A 20,111-nucleotide genomic window follows, 5' to 3' on the forward strand; every position below is an offset into this window, starting at 1 on the left:
AGGGGGCCCCTTGGGTGTGGGGAGCACCCGAGGTTTCGACGGGCTTTCGCGCACCTTGAGAGTTGGCAGTACATGCGGGTCCGCTGCCGCCAGGGTGGGCCGTTCACGTACCTCTGAAACAGCCGGCATGTCATGCGTGGGAGGCGGGGGCCTCCCACGGGGAGGAACAGCGCGGCGCGGGGGGCGGGGGGCCTCCCGAGGGGAGGAACAGTACGGGAGGCGGGGGCCTCCCGAGGGGGAGGAACAGTGCTAGGCGAATACGTCGAACCACTGGGGACCTGGGGGGTTCTGTGCGGCAAGGGGGATTAGTCAACCCGTTTTCGCCGGCGCGCGGGCGTGTGGCGGACGGGGCAATCAGTCAGCCCGCGACCGACTGGGAGCAGCGGTACCGCCGTACCGTGATCACCAGCGACACGGTGGCCACGGCCGTCGTGGTGGCGGCGATCGGCAACTTCTTCGGGGCCCGGGACGCGGCCAACTGGCATGAGAAGTGGGGAATTCTCGCATTCGGCACCGAGCTGCTGGTGCTGGGGGCGCTTGCGGTGAGCCGGTCGTGGGCTCCGGCCGTGCTCGGCCAGGGCGCCGAGGAATTCCGCCGGCTCGGACGCTCACTGTTCACGGCGACCGTCGTACTGGCGCTCGGCGGGATCGCCCTCACCTCGCGCAACATCAAGCTCTGGATCTTCGTCGCGATCCCCGCGATCGCGCTCATCACCATGACCGCGCGGTATCTGCTGCGCCTCTGGCTGCACAAACAGCGGAAGGAAGGACGGTGCCTGCGACCGGTGCTCGCTGCCGGGAGCCTGGCCACCGTACGCGACCTGATCACCCGGACCCGCAAGTTCCCGCACCTCGGCTGGCGGGTGGAGGCGGTGTGCACGACGGACGGTCTCGGCCCCGACGGTGACCAACTGGACGGAGTGCCGGTCGTCGGCCACTTGGCGGACGTCGCGGGCCACGTCCGCCGCGACGGCTACCGTGTCGTCGCGGTCACACCGGACCCGCACTGGTCACCGGACCGGCTGCAGCGGCTGGCGTGGAACCTCGAAGGCAGCGACGCCGAGATGGTCGTGGCCCCCGTGCTGATGGAGGTGGCCGGCCCGCGGCTGCACATCGACGCGGTGCTCGGGATCCCGCTGCTGCGGGTCAGCATGCCGACCTTCACCGGGGGCCGCCGGGCGGTCAAAGGGATCGTCGACCGGATGGGCGCGGCGATCCTGCTGGTGCTGTTCGCGCCGCTGATGGTGTTCGTCGGGCTGCTCGTGATGGTGGACAGCCGGGGTGGCGTGTTCTACCGCCAGCGCAGGGTCGGCAAGGACGGCCGCGAGTTCACCATTCTCAAGTTCCGCACCATGGTCGCCGGGGCTGACCGGGCACGAGCCGAGCTGGCCCACCGCAACGAGGGCGCCGGCCTGCTGTTCAAGCTCCGCCGGGATCCGCGGGTGACCCGGGTGGGAGCGGTGCTGCGCCGGTACTCGATCGACGAACTCCCGCAGCTTTTCAACGTACTCACCGGGTCGATGTCGCTCGTCGGCCCGCGGCCTCCGCTGCCGGAGGAGTCCGCTGCGTACGGCCCGGACATCCGGCGGCGGCTGCTGGTCAAGCCCGGCCTCACCGGCCTGTGGCAGATCAGCGGACGCAGCGACCTGCCGTGGGAGGAGGCGGTCCGGCTGGACCTGCGGTACGTGGAGGACTGGTCGCTCGCCCTGGACACAGTGATCTTGTGGAAGACGCTGCGCGCGGTGCTCCAGGGACAGGGGGCCTACTGATGGGCGGGGGCGTCGTCCGGTCGGCGCACGGAAGGCAGGCCGGAAGGGCGTGCCTGAGGGGGGAACAGTCATGAGAGTCAGCGTTTTCGGGCTCGGCTACGTGGGCTGCGTGTCGGCCGCGTGCCTGGCCGGCATGGGTCACGAGGTCATCGGGGTGGACGTGAACCAGGTGAAGGTCGACCTGGTCGACGACGGCAAGGCCCCGGTGGTCGAGGAGCGGATCGGCGAGCTCATCGCCGAGGTCGTGCGGACCGGGGCGTTGCGCGCCACCGGCGACGTCCGCGAGGCGATCATGGGCAGCGAGGTGTCGCTGGTCTGCGTGGGCACGCCGTCGGAGCCCAACGGCAGCCTGTGCACCACGTACTTGGAGCGGGTCACCGAGCAGATCGGCGCGGCGCTCGCCGAGCGCGGCGGTCGGCACACCGTCGTGTTCCGCAGCACCATGCTCCCGGGCACCTGCCTGAACCTGCTGGTGCCGATCCTGGAGAAGTACGTCGGTGGCACGGCCGGGGTGGACATCGGGGTCGCGGTCAACCCGGAGTTCCTGCGCGAGGGCACGAGCGTGCGGGACTTCTTCGACCCGCCCAAGACCGTCATCGGCGAGCTCGACCAGGCGAGCGGCGACGCGGTGGCGGCGCTGTACGACGGCCTGCCCGGCGAGGTGTTCCGGGTGCCGGTCCCGACGGCCGAGGCGATCAAGTACGCGGACAACGCGTTCCACGGCCTCAAGATCGGCTTCGCGAACGAGCTGGGCGCGGTGTGCCAGGCGCTCGGGGTGGACTCGCACCAGGTGATGGACGTGTTCCTGGCCGACCGCAAGCTGAACATCAGCCCCGCCTACCTGCGGCCCGGCTTCGCCTTCGGCGGCTCCTGCCTGCCCAAGGACCTGCGCAGCTTGGTGTACGCGGCGCAGCGGGCCGACGTCTCGGTGCCCATCCTCGCCCACGTGCTGCCCTCCAACTCCGACCATCTGCAGCGCGCGGTGGAGCTGGTCGAGCGCACCGGCAAGCGCCGGGTGGGCCTGTTCGGGCTGTCCTTCAAACCCGGCACCGACGACCTCCGCGAGAGCCCGCTCGTCGAACTGGCGGAGAGGCTCTTCGGCAAGGGATACGACCTGCGGATCCACGACGCCAACGTGAGCCTCTCCCGGCTGCTCGGCGCGAACCGCGAGTACATCGAGAACCGGCTGCCGCACCTCGCGCAGCTGCTCGCGGATTCCGTCGGCGAGGTGCTCGAACACGCCGAGGTGTGCCTGGTGGGGACCAGGGACCCGGCCGTACTGTCGGCGCTGCCCCATGGCGGCGACGGCCCGGTGATCGTCGATCTCATCCGCCTTCCCGACGCCGAGGCGCGCCGGACCGAACCGGGGTACGTGGGCCTTGCCTGGTAACGCAATCAGCGGTGAGGGGTCGGGCCGGCGTGCGCTGATCCTGGTGGAGAACCTGTCGGTGCCGTTCGACCGGCGGGTGTGGCAGGAGTGCACGACACTGCGCGACGCGGGCTGGACGGTGCACGTCATCTGCCCCCGGGGGAGCAAGCGGGACACGGAGCCGGAGGCCGTGATCGACGGGGTGCGGATCCACCGCTACCCGTTGCGCGCGGCCACCGGAGGACCGGCCGGCTATCTGCGGGAGTACGGATCGGCGTTGTGGCATACGGTCCGGCTGATCCGCAAGGTCGGCCCCGTCGACGTGGTCCACGCGTGCAACCCGCCCGACCTGCTGTTCCTGCCCGCACTGTGGCTGAAGCGGCGCGGTGCGCGGTTCGTCTTCGACCAGCACGACCTGGTGCCCGAGCTGTACCTCTCCCGGTTCGGCCGCGGCGAGGATCTGCTCTACCGCGCCGTGTGCGCGCTGGAACGGCGGACCTACCGAACCGCGGACGTCGTGCTCGCCACGAACGAGAGCTACCGGGACGTCGCGCTGCGCCGAGGCGGCAAGCGGCCGGAGGACGTCTTCGTGGTGCGCAGCGCGCCCGCCGTCGACCGGTTCCAACCGGTGCCGCCCGAACCGGAGTTGAAGCGCGGCAAGCCACATCTGCTGTGCTACCTCGGCGTCATGGGCCCGCAGGACGGCGTCGACTACGCCTTGCGGTCCCTCGCGAAGCTGCGCGACGAACTCGGGCGGACCGACTGGCACGCGGTGTTCGTGGGCTCCGGCGACGCCTTCGACGCGATGGTGGGGCTGTCCCGGCGGCTCGGGCTCACCGAGCAGGTGCAGTTCACCGGGCGCGTTCCGGACGCCGACCTGGTGCGCTACCTGTCCACCGCGGACGTGTGCCTTTCCCCGGACCCGCGCAATCCGCTCAACGACGTGTCGACCATGAACAAGGTTCTGGAGTACATGGCGATGGGCCGGCCGATCGTCTCGTTCGACCTGAAGGAGGCGCGGGTCTCCGCCGGTGAGGCCGCCGTCTACGCCCCCGCCGACGACGAGGCCGAGTTCGCGGGGCTCATCGCGCTGCTCCTCGACGATCCGGAGAAGCGCGCCCGGATGGGCAAGATCGGCCAGGAGCGGATCAGCGGGCCGCTCTCCTGGCGGAACTCGCAAACGTCGCTGCTCGCCGCCTACGCGTCGGCGGGGGACCCGGGCCGGGCAAGGAAGAGGCCGCGCCGTTGAGCGATGACACGATACGCCTGGTCACGATCGGGCGGATTATCCGTCGGCGCTGGCGGCTTCTCACCGTCCTCGCCGTGGTGGGGGCGCTCTTCGGCTACGGCACCTCTTTGCTGTTTCCGCCGCGCTACACGACGTCGGCATCGGTACTGCTGCCGGGGGCGTGGGAGGAGCGCGAATTGCTGACCCAGGCGGAGATCGCGACCAGTTCGGTGGTGGTCGACCGCGCGGCTGCCACGCTCGGCTGGGCCGGGGTCAGCGGCAGCGAGCTGCGGGACCGGGTGAGCGCCGGGGCCGCCGACGGGAACATCATCAAGATCTCGGGTACGGCCGAGACGCCGGAGCGCGCGCAGCGGCTCTCCGACCAAGTGGCCCAGCAATTCGTCACCTTCGCCGCGCGGCTCGCAGGCGACGACACCGACTCCGAAGCGTCGGCCGGGCCCGGGGACTTGCGGAAGATGGTGGTGCAGACCAGCCGCCGCATCACCCAGCTGGCCGACGCGGCCGATCCGGGGCGGACCGTGGAGAGCGTGCAGGGCCGCACCGAGCTCGAGAAGCTGCGCATCGCGCTGCAGGAGGCCATGAAAAAGCTGGACGAGGCCGACCCGGTGACCAACAAGTCCAACATGGTCGTCATGGGGCCGGCGGCCCGGCCGGCCGGTGCGGCACCGCCGACGGGGACGCAGCTCATCGTCGCCGGAGCGCTGCTGTTCTTCCTGCTCGCGGTCATCGGCCATCTCACCGCCGCACGGATGAGCCGCCGGCTGCGCACCGAACCGGAGATCGCCGCGGCGCTGGGCTCGGCGCCGCTCGGTACCGTCGACGTACCTGTCGACGTGCCTGGTGAACGGCGCGCGCACCGGCCGGAAGGCGGTGGCCCGCGGGCCCGGATCCGCCGGCTGCTCGGCGTCGACACCCGGTGGGACCTGCCGACGCCCCAGGCGTCCGGCGACGAGGCCAGCAGGCACATACGCTACCGGCGGGTGTGCGCCCGCCTCCGGGACCGGGTGCCGGCCCCCCGGCGGCTGCTGGTGGTCGTACCCGAAGGCGACGAGATCGCCCGCCGGGCCGCCGAGCAGCTCGCCGCCGTGTCCGAGGGCGATCCTTCCCCGTCCTCCTCGAGCAGGGGATACCCCGTGCTGCGGGTGGTGGGAGTTTCGGTGTCCCAGCCGCTGGTGCCGGACCGCGGCACCGAGTCCGGCGCCCTGGTCGTGCTCAGCGCGGGCAGCTGGACCGCGGCGGAGCTGGCCGGCATCGCCGAGGCGTGTGCGGACGGCAAGCACGAGGTCGTCGGCATCGTCGTCGCCGGTACGGTCCGGGCCCGTCCGAAGCGGTCTGCCGGCACGCCTCCCGATGACGCCACTCCGGCGCTCGCCGTTCGCGGCCACGCGACGGGAGGTGCCGTGTGACGGCGAGCACGACACCGGAGTGGCCGGCGGCCACTCCGCTGTTCGACCTGCAGGCGCTGGTGGTGGCGGTGCGCAGGCGCCGCCGGCTCCGGTGCTCCATGGCCGTGCTGGGGCTGCTGGCCGGTGCGGCGATGGCGGTCCTGCTGCCGCCACCGCCGACCGCGGTGACCAAAGTGCTGGTCGCGCATCAGGAGGACCAGCCGAACGACACCGGAACGCTGATCCGCACCGACGTCGCGCTGCTGGGGACCACGCGGATCGCGGGCAAGGCCCTGCAGTCGCTCAAGTCCCCGGAAAAACCGGAAGACTTCATGCGGGACTACCGGGGTACCGGCCTGACCAACAACCTGCTGCAGATCGATGTGACAGGTGACAGCGACGCGGAAGCGGTGGCCCGGGCCAAGGCGCTGGCCGACGCGTTCGTCGCGGACCATGTGCGGCGGATGCGGGAGGCCGCGAAAGCCGAGTCCAAGGCCCTGCTGGACCAGCGTGACCGCGTGCGGCGCGAACTCGCCGAGGTCAACAAGGCGATCGGAGGCCGATCGCCGGGCAGCGACCCGCAAGCGTCGGCGGGCATCGAGTCGCTCTTCGCCCGCCGGGCCGAGCTCAACTCGCGGATCGCCGACTTCGACCAGCGCGCCGCGGAGGCCCGCACCGGCACGCCCCGGGTCGTCGCCGGGACACAGATCGTGGACGCCCCGCGCGCGCTGCCGCACTCCCCGCTCAAGGCCGCTGCCACCAACGCCGCGATCGGGCTCGTCCTCGGGCTCGTCCTCGGGCTCGCGGTGGCCGCGGTCGGCGCGGTGGTGGCGGACCGCCCCGTGCTGCGCCGGGCGATCGCGGCGAACCTGGGCGCCTCGGTCATCGCGGAGCTGCCCCGCCGGTCGGGCAGGCTGTGGCGGCGCCGACGGGTCCGGGCGGTACGGACACGGCTCACCGCGTCCCTGGCCCGCACCGTACGCGGCTCCGCGGAACCGGTGTCGCTGCTGGAACTGGGCTGTGCGCGCAGCACGAGCGAGATCGCCCTGGACCTCGCCAGGGAACTGGCGGCGGATGGGCCGGTGGCCATCATCGATGGTCTGCCCGGCCCGCAGCTCGCGGGCCGCCGCCCGAAGCCAGGAGACCCCACCGTGGTCAGCGGCGAGCAGGCCGCTGCCGTGTCGCATCAGGAGCGCCGGGTCGGCGTCGGTTCGGTGGCGCCCGGCACCGCGTGGACCGACCTCCAGTACCTCGGTACCCGGACCGTGCTTGTCGTACGTGCCGGACACGGCAGCGCCGCATGGCTGCACACCGTGGCGCGGCAGCTCGCCGACCAGCGCATTCCGGTGATCGGTGTGGTGCTGATCGACCCCGATCCGGGTGACCGGACCGACGGCACGCTGTGGGACGGGCTGCACATCGCGCTGCGGGGCCATGGCGAGCGGCCGGCCCTGCGCCAGGGGATGGGCCAACTACGGACGGAGCGGCCGCCGATGTGGGCCGCACGCGTCCCGGACAGCGACCAGGAGGCACGGTAGGACATGTGTGGTATCGCAGGCACCTACCGATGGCCGGACGGGAAGGTCGTGACCGACCGGCTCACCGATACCCTCGCCCACCGCGGTCCGGACGGGACGGGACGGTACAGCCACCCCGCCGGTGACGGCGAAGTGCACCTCGGGCACCGCCGGCTGGCCATCATCGACCTGTCCGGGACCGGCGCCCAGCCGATGGTCTCGGGCGGCCTCGTCCTGACGTACAACGGCGAGCTGTACAACGCTCCCGAGCTGCGTGCCGAACTGGCGGCCGCCGGGGTGCGCTTCCGCGGCACCTCCGACACCGAGGTGCTGCTGGAGGCCTGGCGGCGCTGGGGCACCGACTGCCTGCCCCGGCTGCGCGGCATGTTCGCGTTCGGGATCTTCGACGAACGGACCGGCGAACTGGTGCTGGCACGCGACCAGTTGGGCATCAAGCCACTGTTCCTGCTCCGGCGCGGCGAGGGCCTGGTGTTCGCCTCCGAACTCAAGGCGCTCGCCACCGCGACCGGCGTGCCGCTGGAGGTGGACCATGCGGCGCTGGTGGCCTCGCTGCTGTACTACTGGGTGCCGGACTCGCGCTGCGCGTTCCGCGAAGCGGAGAAGCTGCCGCCGGGGAGCTGGCTGAGGTGCCGGCCCGACGGCCGGGTGGAGCGCGGCCGGTTCTGGCACCTGAAGGACGTCGCCGCCGAGGGCCGGGAGCGGGCCCGGAGCGGCGAGCAGCCGGACCTCGCCGCCATCGTCGAGGAGTCGACCCGGCGCCACCTGCTCTCCGACGTGCCCGTGGCGACCTTCCTCTCCGGCGGTCTCGACTCCAGCTACCTGACCGCGCTGGCGGCCCGCCACCAACCCGGGATCTCCGCTTACACGATCGGGTTCCGCGCCGAGGACGCCAGGTTCGAGGCGATGCCGGACGACCTGCGCTACGCCCGGCGGGTGGCCGAGCGGTTCGGCGTCGACCTGCACGAGATCGAGATCGCTCCGAACGTGCTCGACCTGCTGCCGCGGATGACGTACCACCTGGACGAGCCGATCGGCGACCCCGCCGCGATCAATACGTTCCTGATCTGCTCGGCCGCCCGGGAGGCCGGGGTCAAGGTGATGCTCTCGGGGATGGGCGCCGACGAGCTGTTCGCCGGTTACCGCAAGCACCTGGCCAACCTGATCGCGCTGCGCTACCAGCGCGTCCCGCGGCCCCTGCGGCGCGGGGTGTCCAGGGCCGTGGACCGGCTGCCGGTCGCAACGGCCCGCCGGGGCTACCGGTCGGTGCGCTTCGCGAAGCGGTTCCTCTCCTTCGCCGATCTGCCGGAGGAGACCGCGTTCCGGCGCAGCTACACCATGTACGACCAGGACGAGCTGCTCGCCCTGGTCGATCCGGACCTGGCCGGGACGGTTCAGGACGTGCTGACCGAGCACGCCGATGTCTACCAGGACAACGACCTCGACGACTTCGTCAACCGCATGTGCCTGGGCGACGCCCGGATGTTCCTGCCGGGCCTGAACCTCACGTACACGGACCGCTCCAGCATGGCCGCGTCGACCGAGGTGCGGGTGCCGTACGTGGACGTCGAGGTGGTCAAGGCGGCGTTCGCCGTGCCCGGCGACCGCAAGATCGTCGGACGGCAGGGGAAGGCCGTCCTCAAGGAGGCGGCCACCTCCATCCTGCCCCGGGAGATCGTGTACCGGCCCAAGGGCCTGTTCAGCGCCCCGCTGCGGGCCTGGATGAGCCGGGACCTGGCACCGCTGGTGCGCGAGGTGGTCAACGACGGTGTGCTCGTCCGCTCCGGGCTCCTGCGCCGCGACGCGCTGGCGCGGATGGTCGCCGAGGACGCCGCCGGGCAGCGGGACTTCTCCAAGCATCTGTGGCATGTGCTGACCCTCGAGTACTGGTATCGCGACGCGACCTCTGGGTCCGGCCAGAGCACTCGGTTGACGGCTTAGGAATCAGAGGAGTTCGGGTGAAGCAGGTTGTGCAGAACTACAAGAGCGGCGAGCTGGCGCTGCTCGACGTGCCGGTGCCGGGGTGCAAGCCGGGTGGTGTGCTGGTCCGCAGCGCCTACTCGCTGATATCCACCGGGACCGAGCTGATGAAGGTGTCCGAGGCCGGCATGTCGATGGTGGGCAAGGCCCGCTCCCGGCCGGACCAGGTGGCCAAGGTGGTCCAGAGCGTGGCCACCAACGGGCTGCCCGCCACCTACCGCAAGGTGATGGGCAAGCTGGACTCCTACACGCCGCTCGGCTACTCGCTGTGCGGGGTGGTCGAGCAGGTCGGCGCCGGGATCGACGAGGTGAAGGTCGGCGACCTCGTGGCCTGCGCCGGCAACGAGCACGCGTTGCACGCCGAGCTGAACTGGGTGCCGAAGAACCTCTACGCCCGGCTGCCGGACGGCCTCGCGCCGCGGCACGCGGCCTTCGGCACCGTCGGGTCGATCGCGTTGCAGGGCGTCCGCCGCGGTGAGCCACAGCTCGGCGACGTGGCGCTGGTCATCGGCCTCGGGCTGATCGGGCAGCTGGTGGTGCAGCTCCTCGCCGCCTCGGGAGTCCGCGTCGTCGGCGCCGACCCCGACCCTTCGCGCTGCGAGCTCGCCGAGCGCCTGGGCGCGGCGGCCTGCGGCGATCCCGCCTCCACGGCCGTGGAAACCGCCGTCGCCGAACTCACCGGCGGGCACGGCGTGGACCAGGTGTATCTGGCCGCCGGCGGCGGCAGCAACCAGCCCGTCGAGCTGGCCGCCAGACTGAGCCGGGACCGCGGCCGCGTCGTCGACATCGGCAAGTGCCGCCTGGACCTGCCGTGGAACGCGTACTACGAGAAGGAGCTGGACGTCCGGTTCTCCCGCAGTTACGGCCCCGGGCGCTACGACCCGGAGTACGAGCTGGAGGGGCGGGACTACCCCATCGGCTACGTGCGCTGGACCGAGCGCCGCAACCTGGCGTGCTTCCTCGATCTCCTCGCCCGCGGCAGCGTCGACGTGGAGCCCCTGGTCTCCCACATGGCCGACTTCGATGACGCCGTCGAGACGTACCAGCGCCTGAAGGACGGCGACCTGAAGGCCGTGGCCGTGCTGTTCCGGTACCCCGGCCACCCCGGCCGGGCCGTGGAAACGGGGACCCCGGCGGTGGCCGTGCCCGCGGTGCGACGCGGCGGCAAAGCGTCCACCCCGGCCCGGCTCGCCAACGCGTCGGTGCGGCTGGCGTTCGTCGGCGCGGGAAACTATGCGACGTCGATGCTGCTGCCGCACCTGGAACGGCGCGACGGCGTCGAACTGTCCACCGTCGTCACCACCACCGCGCTGTCCGCGGCCAACGCGAAGCGCAAGTTCGGCTTCGCCGAGGCGACCACCGACCTCGACGCCGTGCTCGGCGACCCGTCCATCGACGCGGTGTTCGTGGCCACCCGCCACAGCTCCCACGCCGAACTGACCATGAGGGCGCTGCGGGCCGGCAAGGCGGTGTTCGTGGAGAAGCCCCTGGCCCTCACCGAGGACGAGCTGGCCGGCGTCCTCGCGGCGGTGGAGGAGTCCGGCAACGACCGGCTGCAAGTGGGATTCAACCGCCGGTTCGCGCCGCTGCTGCAGGAGGCCAGGAAGCGATTCGGCTCCCGCACCGGACCGGCGAGCCTCCGCTACCTGGTCAACGCGGGCCGCCTCGACCACGGCAGCTGGTACCTCCAACAGGGCACCGAGGGCACGCGGTTCGCCGGCGAGGGCGGACACTTCATCGACACCGCGAGCTGGCTGCTCGGGGCCGACCCGGTCTCGGTGTACGCGGTCGCCACGCCCGGCAACGAGGACCTGCAGGTCGTGCTGCGCTACCCGGACGGGTCCACCGCCACCATCGCTTACGTCACCACCGGCGCGCCCGGCTTCCCGAAAGAGACGCTGGACCTGATCGCGGACGGCAAGGTGCTGCGGCTCGACGACTTCGTCCGTGCCACCGTGTACGACGGCCGCCGCAGCCGGTGGGTCAGTTCGCGGCTGCCCAAGGCCCGGGACAAGGGCCAGAACGCCGAACTGGCCGCGTTCATCAAGGCCGTGCGGACCGGCGGGCCGATGCCGGTGCCGCTGGAGTCGCTGGCCGCCACCACGGCGGCCACCCTCGCCGTACAGGCCGGCCTGGCCGGCGGTGCGCCGGTGACGTTGGCGAGGGCCCTGTGACCATGAGCGCGGGCTGGTACCTGCGGCGGCTCTCCCGGATGGGACCGCGGGAGGTCGGCGGCCGGGTGGGCGACGCGGTGCGCAGACGGCGGTGGCGGTCGGCGCGGCCGGACTGCCCGGGCGTGACCGGCGCCCGGTTCACCGCCGTACTGCCCGCGGGGGCGATCGCCGAGGTGCCACCGGACGCCGCGAAACGCCTCATCGCCGAGGCGGACCGGCTGATGGCCGGGCACGCCGAGTACTTCGGGGTGGACCGCGACGACCTGGCCGACCCGGACTGGTGGTACGACCCGAAGACCGGGCGCCGGGCCCCGTCGGGCTACGCCTTCGACGTGCCGTACCGCGACGAGGACGCGGTCGGGGACATCAAGCAGATCTGGGAGCCCTCCCGGCACCAGTACCTCACCCAGCTCGCCGCCGCCTACGCGATCACCGGGAACGAGCGGTACGCCGAGCGGGTGGCCGAACACCTGCGGTCGTGGTGGACGGCCAACGCGCCGCTGCGCGGAGTGCACTGGACCAGCGGCATCGAGCTGGGGATCCGGCTGCTGTCCTGGGTGTGGATCCGCCGGCTCCTCGACGGCTGGCCGGGCGCGGCCGGGCTGTTCGAGGACAACCCGGTGGCGCGGAACCAGATCTGGCACCACCAGCGCTGGCTGGCCGCCTTCCCGAGCCGGGGGTCTTCGGCGAACAACCACGTCATCGCCGAGGCCGCCGGGCAGTTCGCCGCGGCCTGCGCGTTCGGGTGGTTCCCCTCCTCGGCGCGCTGGCGGGCCGACGCGCTGCGGTCGCTGGAGCGGCATCTGCGCGGCAACACCTTCGGCTCCGGCCTCAACCGCGAGCTGGCCACCGAGTATCACGGACTGGTGCTGGAGCTGGGTCTCGCCGCGGTGGCCGAGGCGGATGCCGCCGGAGTGCCGGTCCCCGCGACGGTCCGGCTGGTGCTGCTGCGGATGACCGACGCGCTCGCGGCCATCGTGGACGGCCGGCTACGGCCGCCGCGCCAGGGGGACGCCGACGACGGGCACGGCCTGGTCGTGGACGGCGCGGGCACCGACCGCTGGGCCTCGCTGCTGGCCACCGGGGACGCCGTGTTCGGCCGGCTCGCCTGGTGGCCGGCGGTGACCGGCACCGATGTGCGCACCCCGCTGCTGGCCGCGTTCATCAAACCCACGGAACCGTCTGTGGCCCGCCCTCCAAGCCGACCGGGACACTTCGCCGACGCGGGGCTCACCATCCTGCGCGGTCCGGAAGAGATCTGGTGCCGCTGCGACGGTGGTCCGCACGGCTTCCTGTCCATCGCCGCGCATGCTCACGCCGACGCGCTGTCCGTGGAGGTCCGGCACGACGGGATCGATGTGCTCGCCGACCCGGGGACGTACTGCTACCACGGACAGCCCGAGTGGCGGCGGTACTTCCGGTCGACCCTCGGCCACAACACGCTGCAGCTGGACGGCGGTGACCAGTCCGTCTCCGGCGGCCCGTTCCTGTGGACCCGGCATGCCAAGAGTCGCGTCCTGGTCGCCGACCCATCCGGCGAGGGCGTGGCCCGCTGGTGTGCCGAGCACGACGGCTACCAGGACGCCGTGCACCGCCGCCGGGTGGAGCTGACGGCCGCGAGCCGGGAGCTGAGGGTGGTGGACGAGGTGCGCGGCCCGCGCCGGGCCGTACGCCTGGCGTTCCACCTCGGCCCGGCGATCGCCGCGGACCTGGTGGACCACCGGGCACAGCTCACCTGGACCCGGGACGGCGAGGACCGCTCCGCGGTGCTCGACCTGCCCGGGCAGCTGACCTGGCGGGCACATCGCGGCGAGACCGCTCCGCCGCTGGGCTGGTACTCCGCCGGCTTCGGGCGCAAGGAACCCACCACCACGCTGGTCGGCACCGGCTTCGCCGACGGCGTGCGGGAGTTCACCACCGTACTCAGGTTCCGCGGCTAGAGGGGGCAGGCGTGGTGATCAAGAGGCGGAAGTGGGCGTGTGCGGTGGCACCGCTGGCTCTGCTGGCGGCGACCGGCTGTGTGAACACGTCGGGCGCCGGTGCGAACCCGACCGCCGTGCCCACCACGTCCGGGGCGCGGTCCACGTCCCTGGCCCGGGTGTGCGCCAAGCCCACGCCCGGGCCGGCGAAGGCGCCGGCGGGCGCGGTGACGGTCGACCCCGCGGTGGCCGGTGACCTGGCCGCGAAGACCAAGAGCAGCCCCCCGCACACCACGTTCTGGCTCCGGCCGGGCAAGCACAGGCTCGACCCCAACCGCTACGCCCAGGTCATCCCCAAGAAGGGGGACACCTACCTCGGCGCGCCGGGCGCGGTGCTCGACGGCCGGAAGAAGAACCAGTACGCGTTCGGCGGCACCGCCCGCGACGTCACCATCCGCTACCTGACCGTGCGGGGTTTCGTCGCGCCGCACAACGAGGGCGTGGTCAACCATGACTCGGCCGACGGGTGGGTCATCGAGCACACGACGATCCAGGACAACTCCGGCGCCGGGCTGATGGCCGGTGCCCGCCAGCGGGTCCGCGCCAGCTGCCTGCGCGGCAACGGCCAGTACGGCATGAACGCGTACAAGGCAACCGGCCGTATCAGCGGCCTGGTGGTCGAGGGCAACGAGATCGTGGGCAACAACACCGACGACTGGGAGCGGCGGCGGAAGGGCTGCGGCTGCACCGGAGGCATCAAGTTCTGGGCCGTCAACGGCGCCGACGTACGCGGCAACTGGGTGCACGACAACCGCGGCACCGGGTTGTGGGCGGACACCAACAACAACGACTTCCGCATCGAGGACAACGTGCTCGAGGCCAACGACGGTGCCGCGCTGATCTACGAGACCAGCTACAACGCGGTCATCCGGAAGAACACGATCCGGCGGAACAACTGGGTCGAGGGCCGCAAGGCGGCCGACCGCGGCGACAGCTTCCCGCTCGCGACCATCTACCTGTCCGAATCCGGTGGCGAACCACGGATCAAAGCCCGCACCGACAAGATCGAGATCTACCGGAACGCGCTGGAGAACAACTGGTCCGGGATCACCCTGTGGGAAAACGCCGACCGGTTCTGCAACAGCCCGGCCAACACCTCATCCGGCGACTGCACCTTGCTGGTCCGGGACACCGACCGCTGCGCGAAACCGGCGATCGCCACCGCACCGCTCTTCGCCGACTGCCGCTGGAAGACCCAGCGGGTGGACATCCACGACAACCGCTTCGTGCTGGACACGTCCGTCGTCACGTGCGTGGTGAAGTGCGACCGCATGGCGATGCTGGCCAACTACGGCACCTATCCGGACTGGTCGCCGTACCAGGGCGAAGGGGTGGCCGAGGCGATCACCACCAAGCAGCACAACCGCTGGCACGACAACGTCTACATCGGACCATGGAAATTCGTCGCCCACGACCCGAGCCGGGTGCTCGACTTCGGGCAGTGGCAGGTCACGCCGTACCAGCAGGACGCGGGCAGCACCCTCCGCGCACGGGACGGCGGTTGAGATGGGCGGGGGTCACACACCGAAGATCGTTGGGACGGTCTGGGGGCTGCTGGTCCTCAACACCCTCGGCTCCGCCGGGGCGAAGACCATCGTCCCGCTGCCCCGCTCCCTCATCCAGATGGCCACCATGGGCGCGCTGGTCGCCGCGTTCGCGCTGGCGCTCGCGATCAATCCCCGGCTGCGCATCCGAGCCGGCGCGTACGTGTTCCTGCTCACCCTGCTCCTGGTGACGAGCGTGATCTCCAGCGCACACCTGGAGTCCGGGTTCGGCGCGCTGTTCCGCTGCGCCCGGCTGGCCCTCTTCGTCGGCACGCTGTGGCTGCTCAGCCGTTGGTGGGACGGCAGTCCGACGTTCATCCGGCACCACATCCGGATGTACTTCGCGGTGCTCGGGTCGGTGGCCGCCGGCCTGGTCATCTCACCGGGCGCGGCCCTGCCCGACCTCTACGGCGGGCGGCTGGTCGGCGCGCTGTGGCCGCTCACTCCGCCGCAGATCGGACAGTACGCCGCGGTGATCATCGGACTCACCGTGCTGCTCGTCCTGGGCCGCCGGACCGACAGGGCGAGCGCGGCGCTGGTCATCGTGCCGTCACTCGTCCTGCTCGCGCTGACCCATACCCGGACGGCCACGCTCGGCCTGTTCGTCGGCCTGGCGTTGGCGATCGGCTCGCTCCTCCTCACCAGCGGCGCGGCCCGTCGGTTCTTCACCTGGGCGGTGCTGTGCGCCACGGTGGCCGCTGTGGGGTTCGCCTCCGTGCTCCAGGCGTGGTTCCTGCGCGGACAGACCAAGGAGAACTTCTCCAGCCTCACCGGCCGGGCCAAGGTCTGGGACGCCCTGCTGGCCGCGCCCCGGACGACGGGGGAGAAGCTGTTCGGCGTGGGCCTGGGCGACAAGTCGTTCGGCGGGCTGCCGATCGACAACAGCTGGCTGGCCGTCTACAACGAGCAGGGTCTGGTCGGCGTCGTCCTGGTCGCGGCGATCATCATCGTGCTCGGCGGCGTCGCGCTGCTGCGGCCACCGTCGCTGCAGAGGGCCTGCGCGATCTTTCTGATCAGCTACTGCGCGATCGCGTCGTACACCGAGGCCGGCCTCGGCGACGCCTCGCCGTATCTGCTGCATCTGGCCCTGGCCGCCTCGCTGCTGGCGACGCCTGCCGCGGCCACACCTCTCGCGACACCCGACGTCCCTCGACGACACATCCCGCGCTGGGCCCGGGCTCGAACGGAGGTTCCTTGAGCATGCACGTCCTCGTGGTGCACAACCGCTACGCCTCGGCGCAGCCGAGCGGGGAGAACAAGGTCGTCGACCAGGAGGTGGAGCTGCTGCGCGCGGCCGGCCACCGGGTCGAGGTGTTCGAGCGGCGCAGCGACGACATCGCCGCCATGTCCCTCCTCGCCAAGGCCGCGGTGCCACTGCGGGTGCCGTGGAACCCGGCGGTCCGCGCGGAGCTCGCCGCCCGGCTGCGCACCGGGCGGCCGGACGTGGTCCACGTCCACAACGTCTTCCCGCTCCTGTCGCCCGCGGTGCTCGCCGCCTGCGCCGACGCCGACGTGCCCGCCGTCGCCACGCTGCACAACTACACCCAGGTGTGCCCGCCCGGCACGCTGCAGCGGGACGGCCGGCCGTGCACCGAGTGCGTCGGGGCGGCGGCTCCGCTGCCCGCCGTCCGGCACGGCTGCTACCGCAGCTCCCGCCTTGCGACGGTGCCGCTCGCGGTCAGCCTGTCGGTCAACCGGCGGCGATGGTGGTCCGGCGTGGAGCGGTTCTTCTGCATCTCCGCGGCGCAGCGCGACGTCCTGGTGCGGGCCGGCATGCCCGCCGAGCGGCTGGCGGTGAAGCACAACTTCGTGCCCGACCCGGGCGCCCGCCGAGAAGGCGGGGGAGAGCATCTGCTCTATCTCGGCCGGCTCGCGGAGGCCAAGGGCGTGACGCTGCTCATGGCCGCGTGGGACGAGATCGCGGCGAGCGGTGGTGTGGGAGTACCGCTCGTGATCGCCGGCGCGGGGCCACTGGAGGCAGCGGTGACCGCATGGGCGGCGGGCCGGGACGACGTGGCTTTCGTCGGCCTGCTGGACCCGGCGGAGTGCGCCAAGGCCATCGCGCGATCGGTCGCCGTGGTGGCTCCCTCGACGTGGCTGGAGGCGTTCGGCCTGGTGGTCGTGGAGGCGATGGCGGCCGGGGTCCCGGTCGTCGCCGCCGGCCACGGCGCCTTCGTCGAACTCGTCGAGGACGGCGTGACCGGGCTGCTGCACCGGCCGGGCGAGGCCGCCTCGCTCGCGTCCGGCATACGCCGGATCGCGGCCGAGCCGTCCCTGGGCCGGGAGATGGGCAGGGCGGCCCGGCGCCGTTACGAACAGGGCTTCAGCCCGGCCGTCGGGCTGGAGCGCCTGGTGGAGGAGTACCGCACCGCGATCGCGGGTCGGTCAGCACTGACTCGCGGCGGGGACTCCCGCGCGAGCAGGGGGGATGGGGACAGTAGATGACACGATGCCGACTCTGCGGCTCGGAAGCGATGGCGAGCGTCGTCGACCTCGGGGCGACGCCACCATGTGAGAGCTTTCTCGCCGCGGACCAACTGGACCAGCCGGAGCCCGCGTACCCGCTGCACCTGCGGGTCTGCACCGACTGCTGGCTGGCGCAGATCCCGCCGTTGATCACGCCGGAGGAGACGTTCAAGGAGTACGCGTACTTCTCCTCGTACTCGACCTCCTGGGTGGAGCACGCGCGCACGTTCGTCACCCACGCCGCAGCGCGCCTCGGTCTCGGCACCGACGCCTTCGTGGTCGAGGTGGCGAGCAACGACGGGTACCTGCTGCGACACGTGGTGGACCGGGGGATCCGCTGCCTCGGCATAGAGCCGTCGGAGAACGTCGGCGGCGCGGCGCGGGACGCCGGGGTGCCCACGCTCACGGAGTTCCTGAGCCCGGACACCGGCGCGGCCGTCCGCGCCGAGCACGGCCCGGCGAACCTGGTCGTGGCCAACAACGTGTACGCGCACATCCCCGACGTGGTCGGGTTCACCCAAGGGCTGCGCGCCCTGGTCGCCGACGACGGCTGGGTCTCCATCGAGGTGCAGCACCTGCTGACCCTGATCGAGGAGAACCAGTACGACACGATCTACCACGAGCACTTCCAGTACTACACGGTCGCGTCCGCGATCCGGGCCCTGGCGAGCGGCGGACTCACCCTCGTGGACGTCGAGCTGCTGCCCACCCACGGCGGCTCCATCCGGCTGTGGGCCCGGCCCACCGAGGTGGCCGGCGAGCCGACGCAGCAAGTGGCCGACGTACTGGCCCGGGAGAAGGCCGCCGGGCTGCAGGAGCTGTCCGGGTACACCGAGTTCTCCGCCAGGGTGGCCAAGGTGCGCCGGGATCTGCTGCGGTTCCTCATCGAGGCGGCCGAGCGCGGCGAGAAGGTCGTCGGCTACGGCGCCCCGGGCAAGGGCAACACCCTGCTCAACCACTGCGGCATCCGGCCCGACCTGCTCCCGTACACGGTCGACCGCAACCCCTACAAGCACGGCAGGTTCACCCCGGGCACCCGCATCCCGATCCTGCCGCCCGAGCAGATAGCCGAAGACAAGCCGGACTACGTGCTCGTCCTCCCGTGGAACCTGCGGGCCGAACTGGTCGAGCAGCTGTCCTTCGTACACGACTGGGGCGGCCGGCTGGTCTTTCCCATCCCGGAACTGAGCATTGCCGAGGTCGCGTCTTGAAAGGGCACAGCATGAAGGTCGTTCTGTTCTGCGGCGGTTACGGGATGCGGATGCGCAGCGGTGCCGCGGACGATGTGCCCAAGCCGATGGCGATGGTCGGCCCCAGGCCGCTGATCTGGCACGTCATGCGCTACTACGCGCACTTCGGGCACACGGAGTTCATCCTGTGCCTCGGGTACGGGGCCCACCACATCAAGGACTTCTTCCTCAACTACGAGGAGACGACGTCCAACGACTTCGTGCTGCGAGGCGGACGGACCGAGCTGCTGTCCACCGACATCTCGGATTGGACGATCACGTTCGCGCAGACCGGTGTCGAGTCGCCGATCGGGGAGCGGCTGCGCCGCGTGCGCCACCACCTGGACGGCGACGAGATGTTCCTCGCCAACTACGCCGACGTGCTCACCGACGCCCCGCTGCCGGAGATGATCGACCGGTTCGCCGCGCGCGACGCCGGTGCGTCGATGATGGTGGTGCCGCCGCAGTCCTCCTTCCACTGCGTGGAGTTGGGCGAGGACGGCCTGGTGGGCGGCATCACCGCGGTGAGCGAACTGCCGCTGTGGGAGAACGGCGGCTACTTCGTGCTCCGCCAGGAGGTCTTCGACCACATCCCGGAGAACGGCGACCTGGTCGCCGACGGATGCGCCCAACTGGCCAAGCGGGGCCGGCTGGTGGCGCACCAGCACCGCGGCTTCTGGAAGCCGACCGACACCGTGAAGGAGCGGGCCGCGCTCGACGCCGCCTACGCCCGGGGCGACCGCCCGTGGGCCGTGTGGGAACGGGACAACGCCGGGGTGGGCGCGTGATCCGGCTCGGGGCCGGACCCCTGGACCGGATCGTCGCCGTGGGCGCGCACTGCGACGACATCGCCATCGGCGCCGGCGGCACGCTGCTCGCCATGTGCCTCGCGCGGCCCGGTCTCCGGGTCGACGCGCTGGTGCTCTCCGGCGGCGGCAGCGAACGCGAGCGGGAGGAGCGGGCCGCGCTCGCCGCCTTCTGCCCGGGCGCCGACCTGCGGCTGACCGTGCACAAGCTGCCGGACGGCCATCTGCCCGCGCACTGGGAGGAGGCCAAGGCCGCCCTCGAGGAACTGCGCGCGCAGACCGACCCGGATCTGATCCTGGCCCCGCGCACCGATGACGCGCACCAGGACCACCGCGGCCTGGCGCAGCTGATACCCACCGCCTTCCGCGACCACCTCGTCCTCGGCTACGAGATCGTCAAGTGGGACGGCGACCTCGGCCGCCTCGCGGCGTACCAGCCACTGTCAACGGAGATCGCCGAACAGAAGGTGCGGCTGCTGCAGGAGCACTACCCCTCGCAGCGGCACCGGCCCTGGTACGACCGGGAGGCCTTCCTCGGCCTCGCGCGGATCCGCGGCATCGAATGCCACGAGCGATACGCCGAAGCGTTCGCCGTCACCAAACTCACGCTCAACCTGGGGGGTTGA

General features: G+C 71.8%; 14 protein-coding genes. All 14 read left to right on the forward strand.

Annotated features, from left to right (window positions below):
* The first annotated feature begins 290 nt into the window (after positions 1 to 290).
* The 14 genes from ACFZCY_RS19075 to ACFZCY_RS19140 all read left to right on the forward strand — a co-directional run bounded on the left by ACFZCY_RS19075 (position 291) and on the right by ACFZCY_RS19140 (position 20,111).
* Entirely contained in the window at positions 291 to 1,769 is a 1,479-nt protein-coding gene (locus tag ACFZCY_RS19075; RefSeq protein WP_391174058.1) for an exopolysaccharide biosynthesis polyprenyl glycosylphosphotransferase, read from the forward strand.
* Positions 1,770 to 1,839: 70 nt separating this feature from the next.
* Positions 1,840 to 3,159 (forward strand): nucleotide sugar dehydrogenase, encoded by a 1,320-nt coding sequence (locus ACFZCY_RS19080; RefSeq protein ID WP_391174054.1) that lies wholly within the window; start codon positions 1,840 to 1,842, stop codon positions 3,157 to 3,159.
* The gene (locus tag ACFZCY_RS19085) at positions 3,149 to 4,387 is read left to right on the forward strand and encodes a glycosyltransferase (RefSeq protein ID WP_391174051.1); all 1,239 of its coding nucleotides are present in this window, start codon (positions 3,149 to 3,151) and stop codon (positions 4,385 to 4,387) included. The genes ACFZCY_RS19080 and ACFZCY_RS19085 overlap by 11 nt, the downstream gene beginning before the upstream one ends.
* On the forward strand, positions 4,384 to 5,793 hold the full coding sequence (locus ACFZCY_RS19090; RefSeq protein ID WP_391174049.1) for a Wzz/FepE/Etk N-terminal domain-containing protein: 1,410 nt from the start codon (positions 4,384 to 4,386) through the stop codon (positions 5,791 to 5,793). The genes ACFZCY_RS19085 and ACFZCY_RS19090 overlap by 4 nt, the downstream gene beginning before the upstream one ends.
* Positions 5,790 to 7,310 (forward strand): Wzz/FepE/Etk N-terminal domain-containing protein, encoded by a 1,521-nt coding sequence (locus ACFZCY_RS19095; RefSeq protein WP_391174047.1) that lies wholly within the window; start codon positions 5,790 to 5,792, stop codon positions 7,308 to 7,310. Before ACFZCY_RS19090 ends, ACFZCY_RS19095 begins: the two co-directional genes overlap by 4 nt.
* Positions 7,311 to 7,313: 3 nt before the next feature.
* On the forward strand, positions 7,314 to 9,248 hold the full coding sequence (gene asnB / locus ACFZCY_RS19100; protein WP_391174044.1) for an asparagine synthase (glutamine-hydrolyzing): 1,935 nt from the start codon (positions 7,314 to 7,316) through the stop codon (positions 9,246 to 9,248).
* A 17-nt stretch (positions 9,249 to 9,265) separates the two neighbouring features.
* Complete coding sequence (locus ACFZCY_RS19105; protein ID WP_391174041.1) at positions 9,266 to 11,461, forward strand: Gfo/Idh/MocA family oxidoreductase; 2,196 nt, start codon at positions 9,266 to 9,268, stop codon at positions 11,459 to 11,461.
* 2 nt (positions 11,462 to 11,463) lie between these two features.
* Positions 11,464 to 13,401, forward strand: coding sequence for a heparinase II/III family protein (locus ACFZCY_RS19110; RefSeq protein WP_391174038.1), 1,938 nt, complete (start codon positions 11,464 to 11,466; stop codon positions 13,399 to 13,401).
* Positions 13,402 to 13,412: 11 nt separating this feature from the next.
* A complete protein-coding gene (locus ACFZCY_RS19115; RefSeq protein ID WP_391174035.1) occupies positions 13,413 to 14,945 on the forward strand; it encodes a right-handed parallel beta-helix repeat-containing protein in 1,533 nt (510 codons plus the stop codon).
* A gap of 1 nt (position 14,946) precedes the next feature.
* Positions 14,947 to 16,182 carry an O-antigen ligase family protein gene (locus tag ACFZCY_RS19120; RefSeq protein WP_391174033.1) on the forward strand — a complete coding sequence of 412 codons (1,236 nt, stop codon included), beginning with the start codon at positions 14,947 to 14,949 and terminating at the stop codon, positions 16,180 to 16,182.
* 2 nt (positions 16,183 to 16,184) lie between these two features.
* Positions 16,185 to 17,429 (forward strand): glycosyltransferase, encoded by a 1,245-nt coding sequence (locus ACFZCY_RS19125; RefSeq protein WP_391174409.1) that lies wholly within the window; start codon positions 16,185 to 16,187, stop codon positions 17,427 to 17,429.
* On the forward strand, positions 17,426 to 18,661 hold the full coding sequence (locus tag ACFZCY_RS19130; RefSeq protein WP_391174030.1) for a methyltransferase domain-containing protein: 1,236 nt from the start codon (positions 17,426 to 17,428) through the stop codon (positions 18,659 to 18,661). Before ACFZCY_RS19125 ends, ACFZCY_RS19130 begins: the two co-directional genes overlap by 4 nt.
* Before the next feature lie 11 nt (positions 18,662 to 18,672).
* Positions 18,673 to 19,467 (forward strand): glucose-1-phosphate cytidylyltransferase, encoded by a 795-nt coding sequence (locus ACFZCY_RS19135; RefSeq protein WP_391174026.1) that lies wholly within the window; start codon positions 18,673 to 18,675, stop codon positions 19,465 to 19,467.
* Entirely contained in the window at positions 19,464 to 20,111 is a 648-nt protein-coding gene (locus tag ACFZCY_RS19140) for a PIG-L family deacetylase (RefSeq protein WP_391174023.1), read from the forward strand. Before ACFZCY_RS19135 ends, ACFZCY_RS19140 begins: the two co-directional genes overlap by 4 nt.

It is taken from the genome of Streptomyces sp. NPDC007983 (assembly GCF_042958345.1).
Taxonomy (GTDB): Bacteria; Actinomycetota; Actinomycetes; order Streptomycetales; family Streptomycetaceae; genus Streptomyces.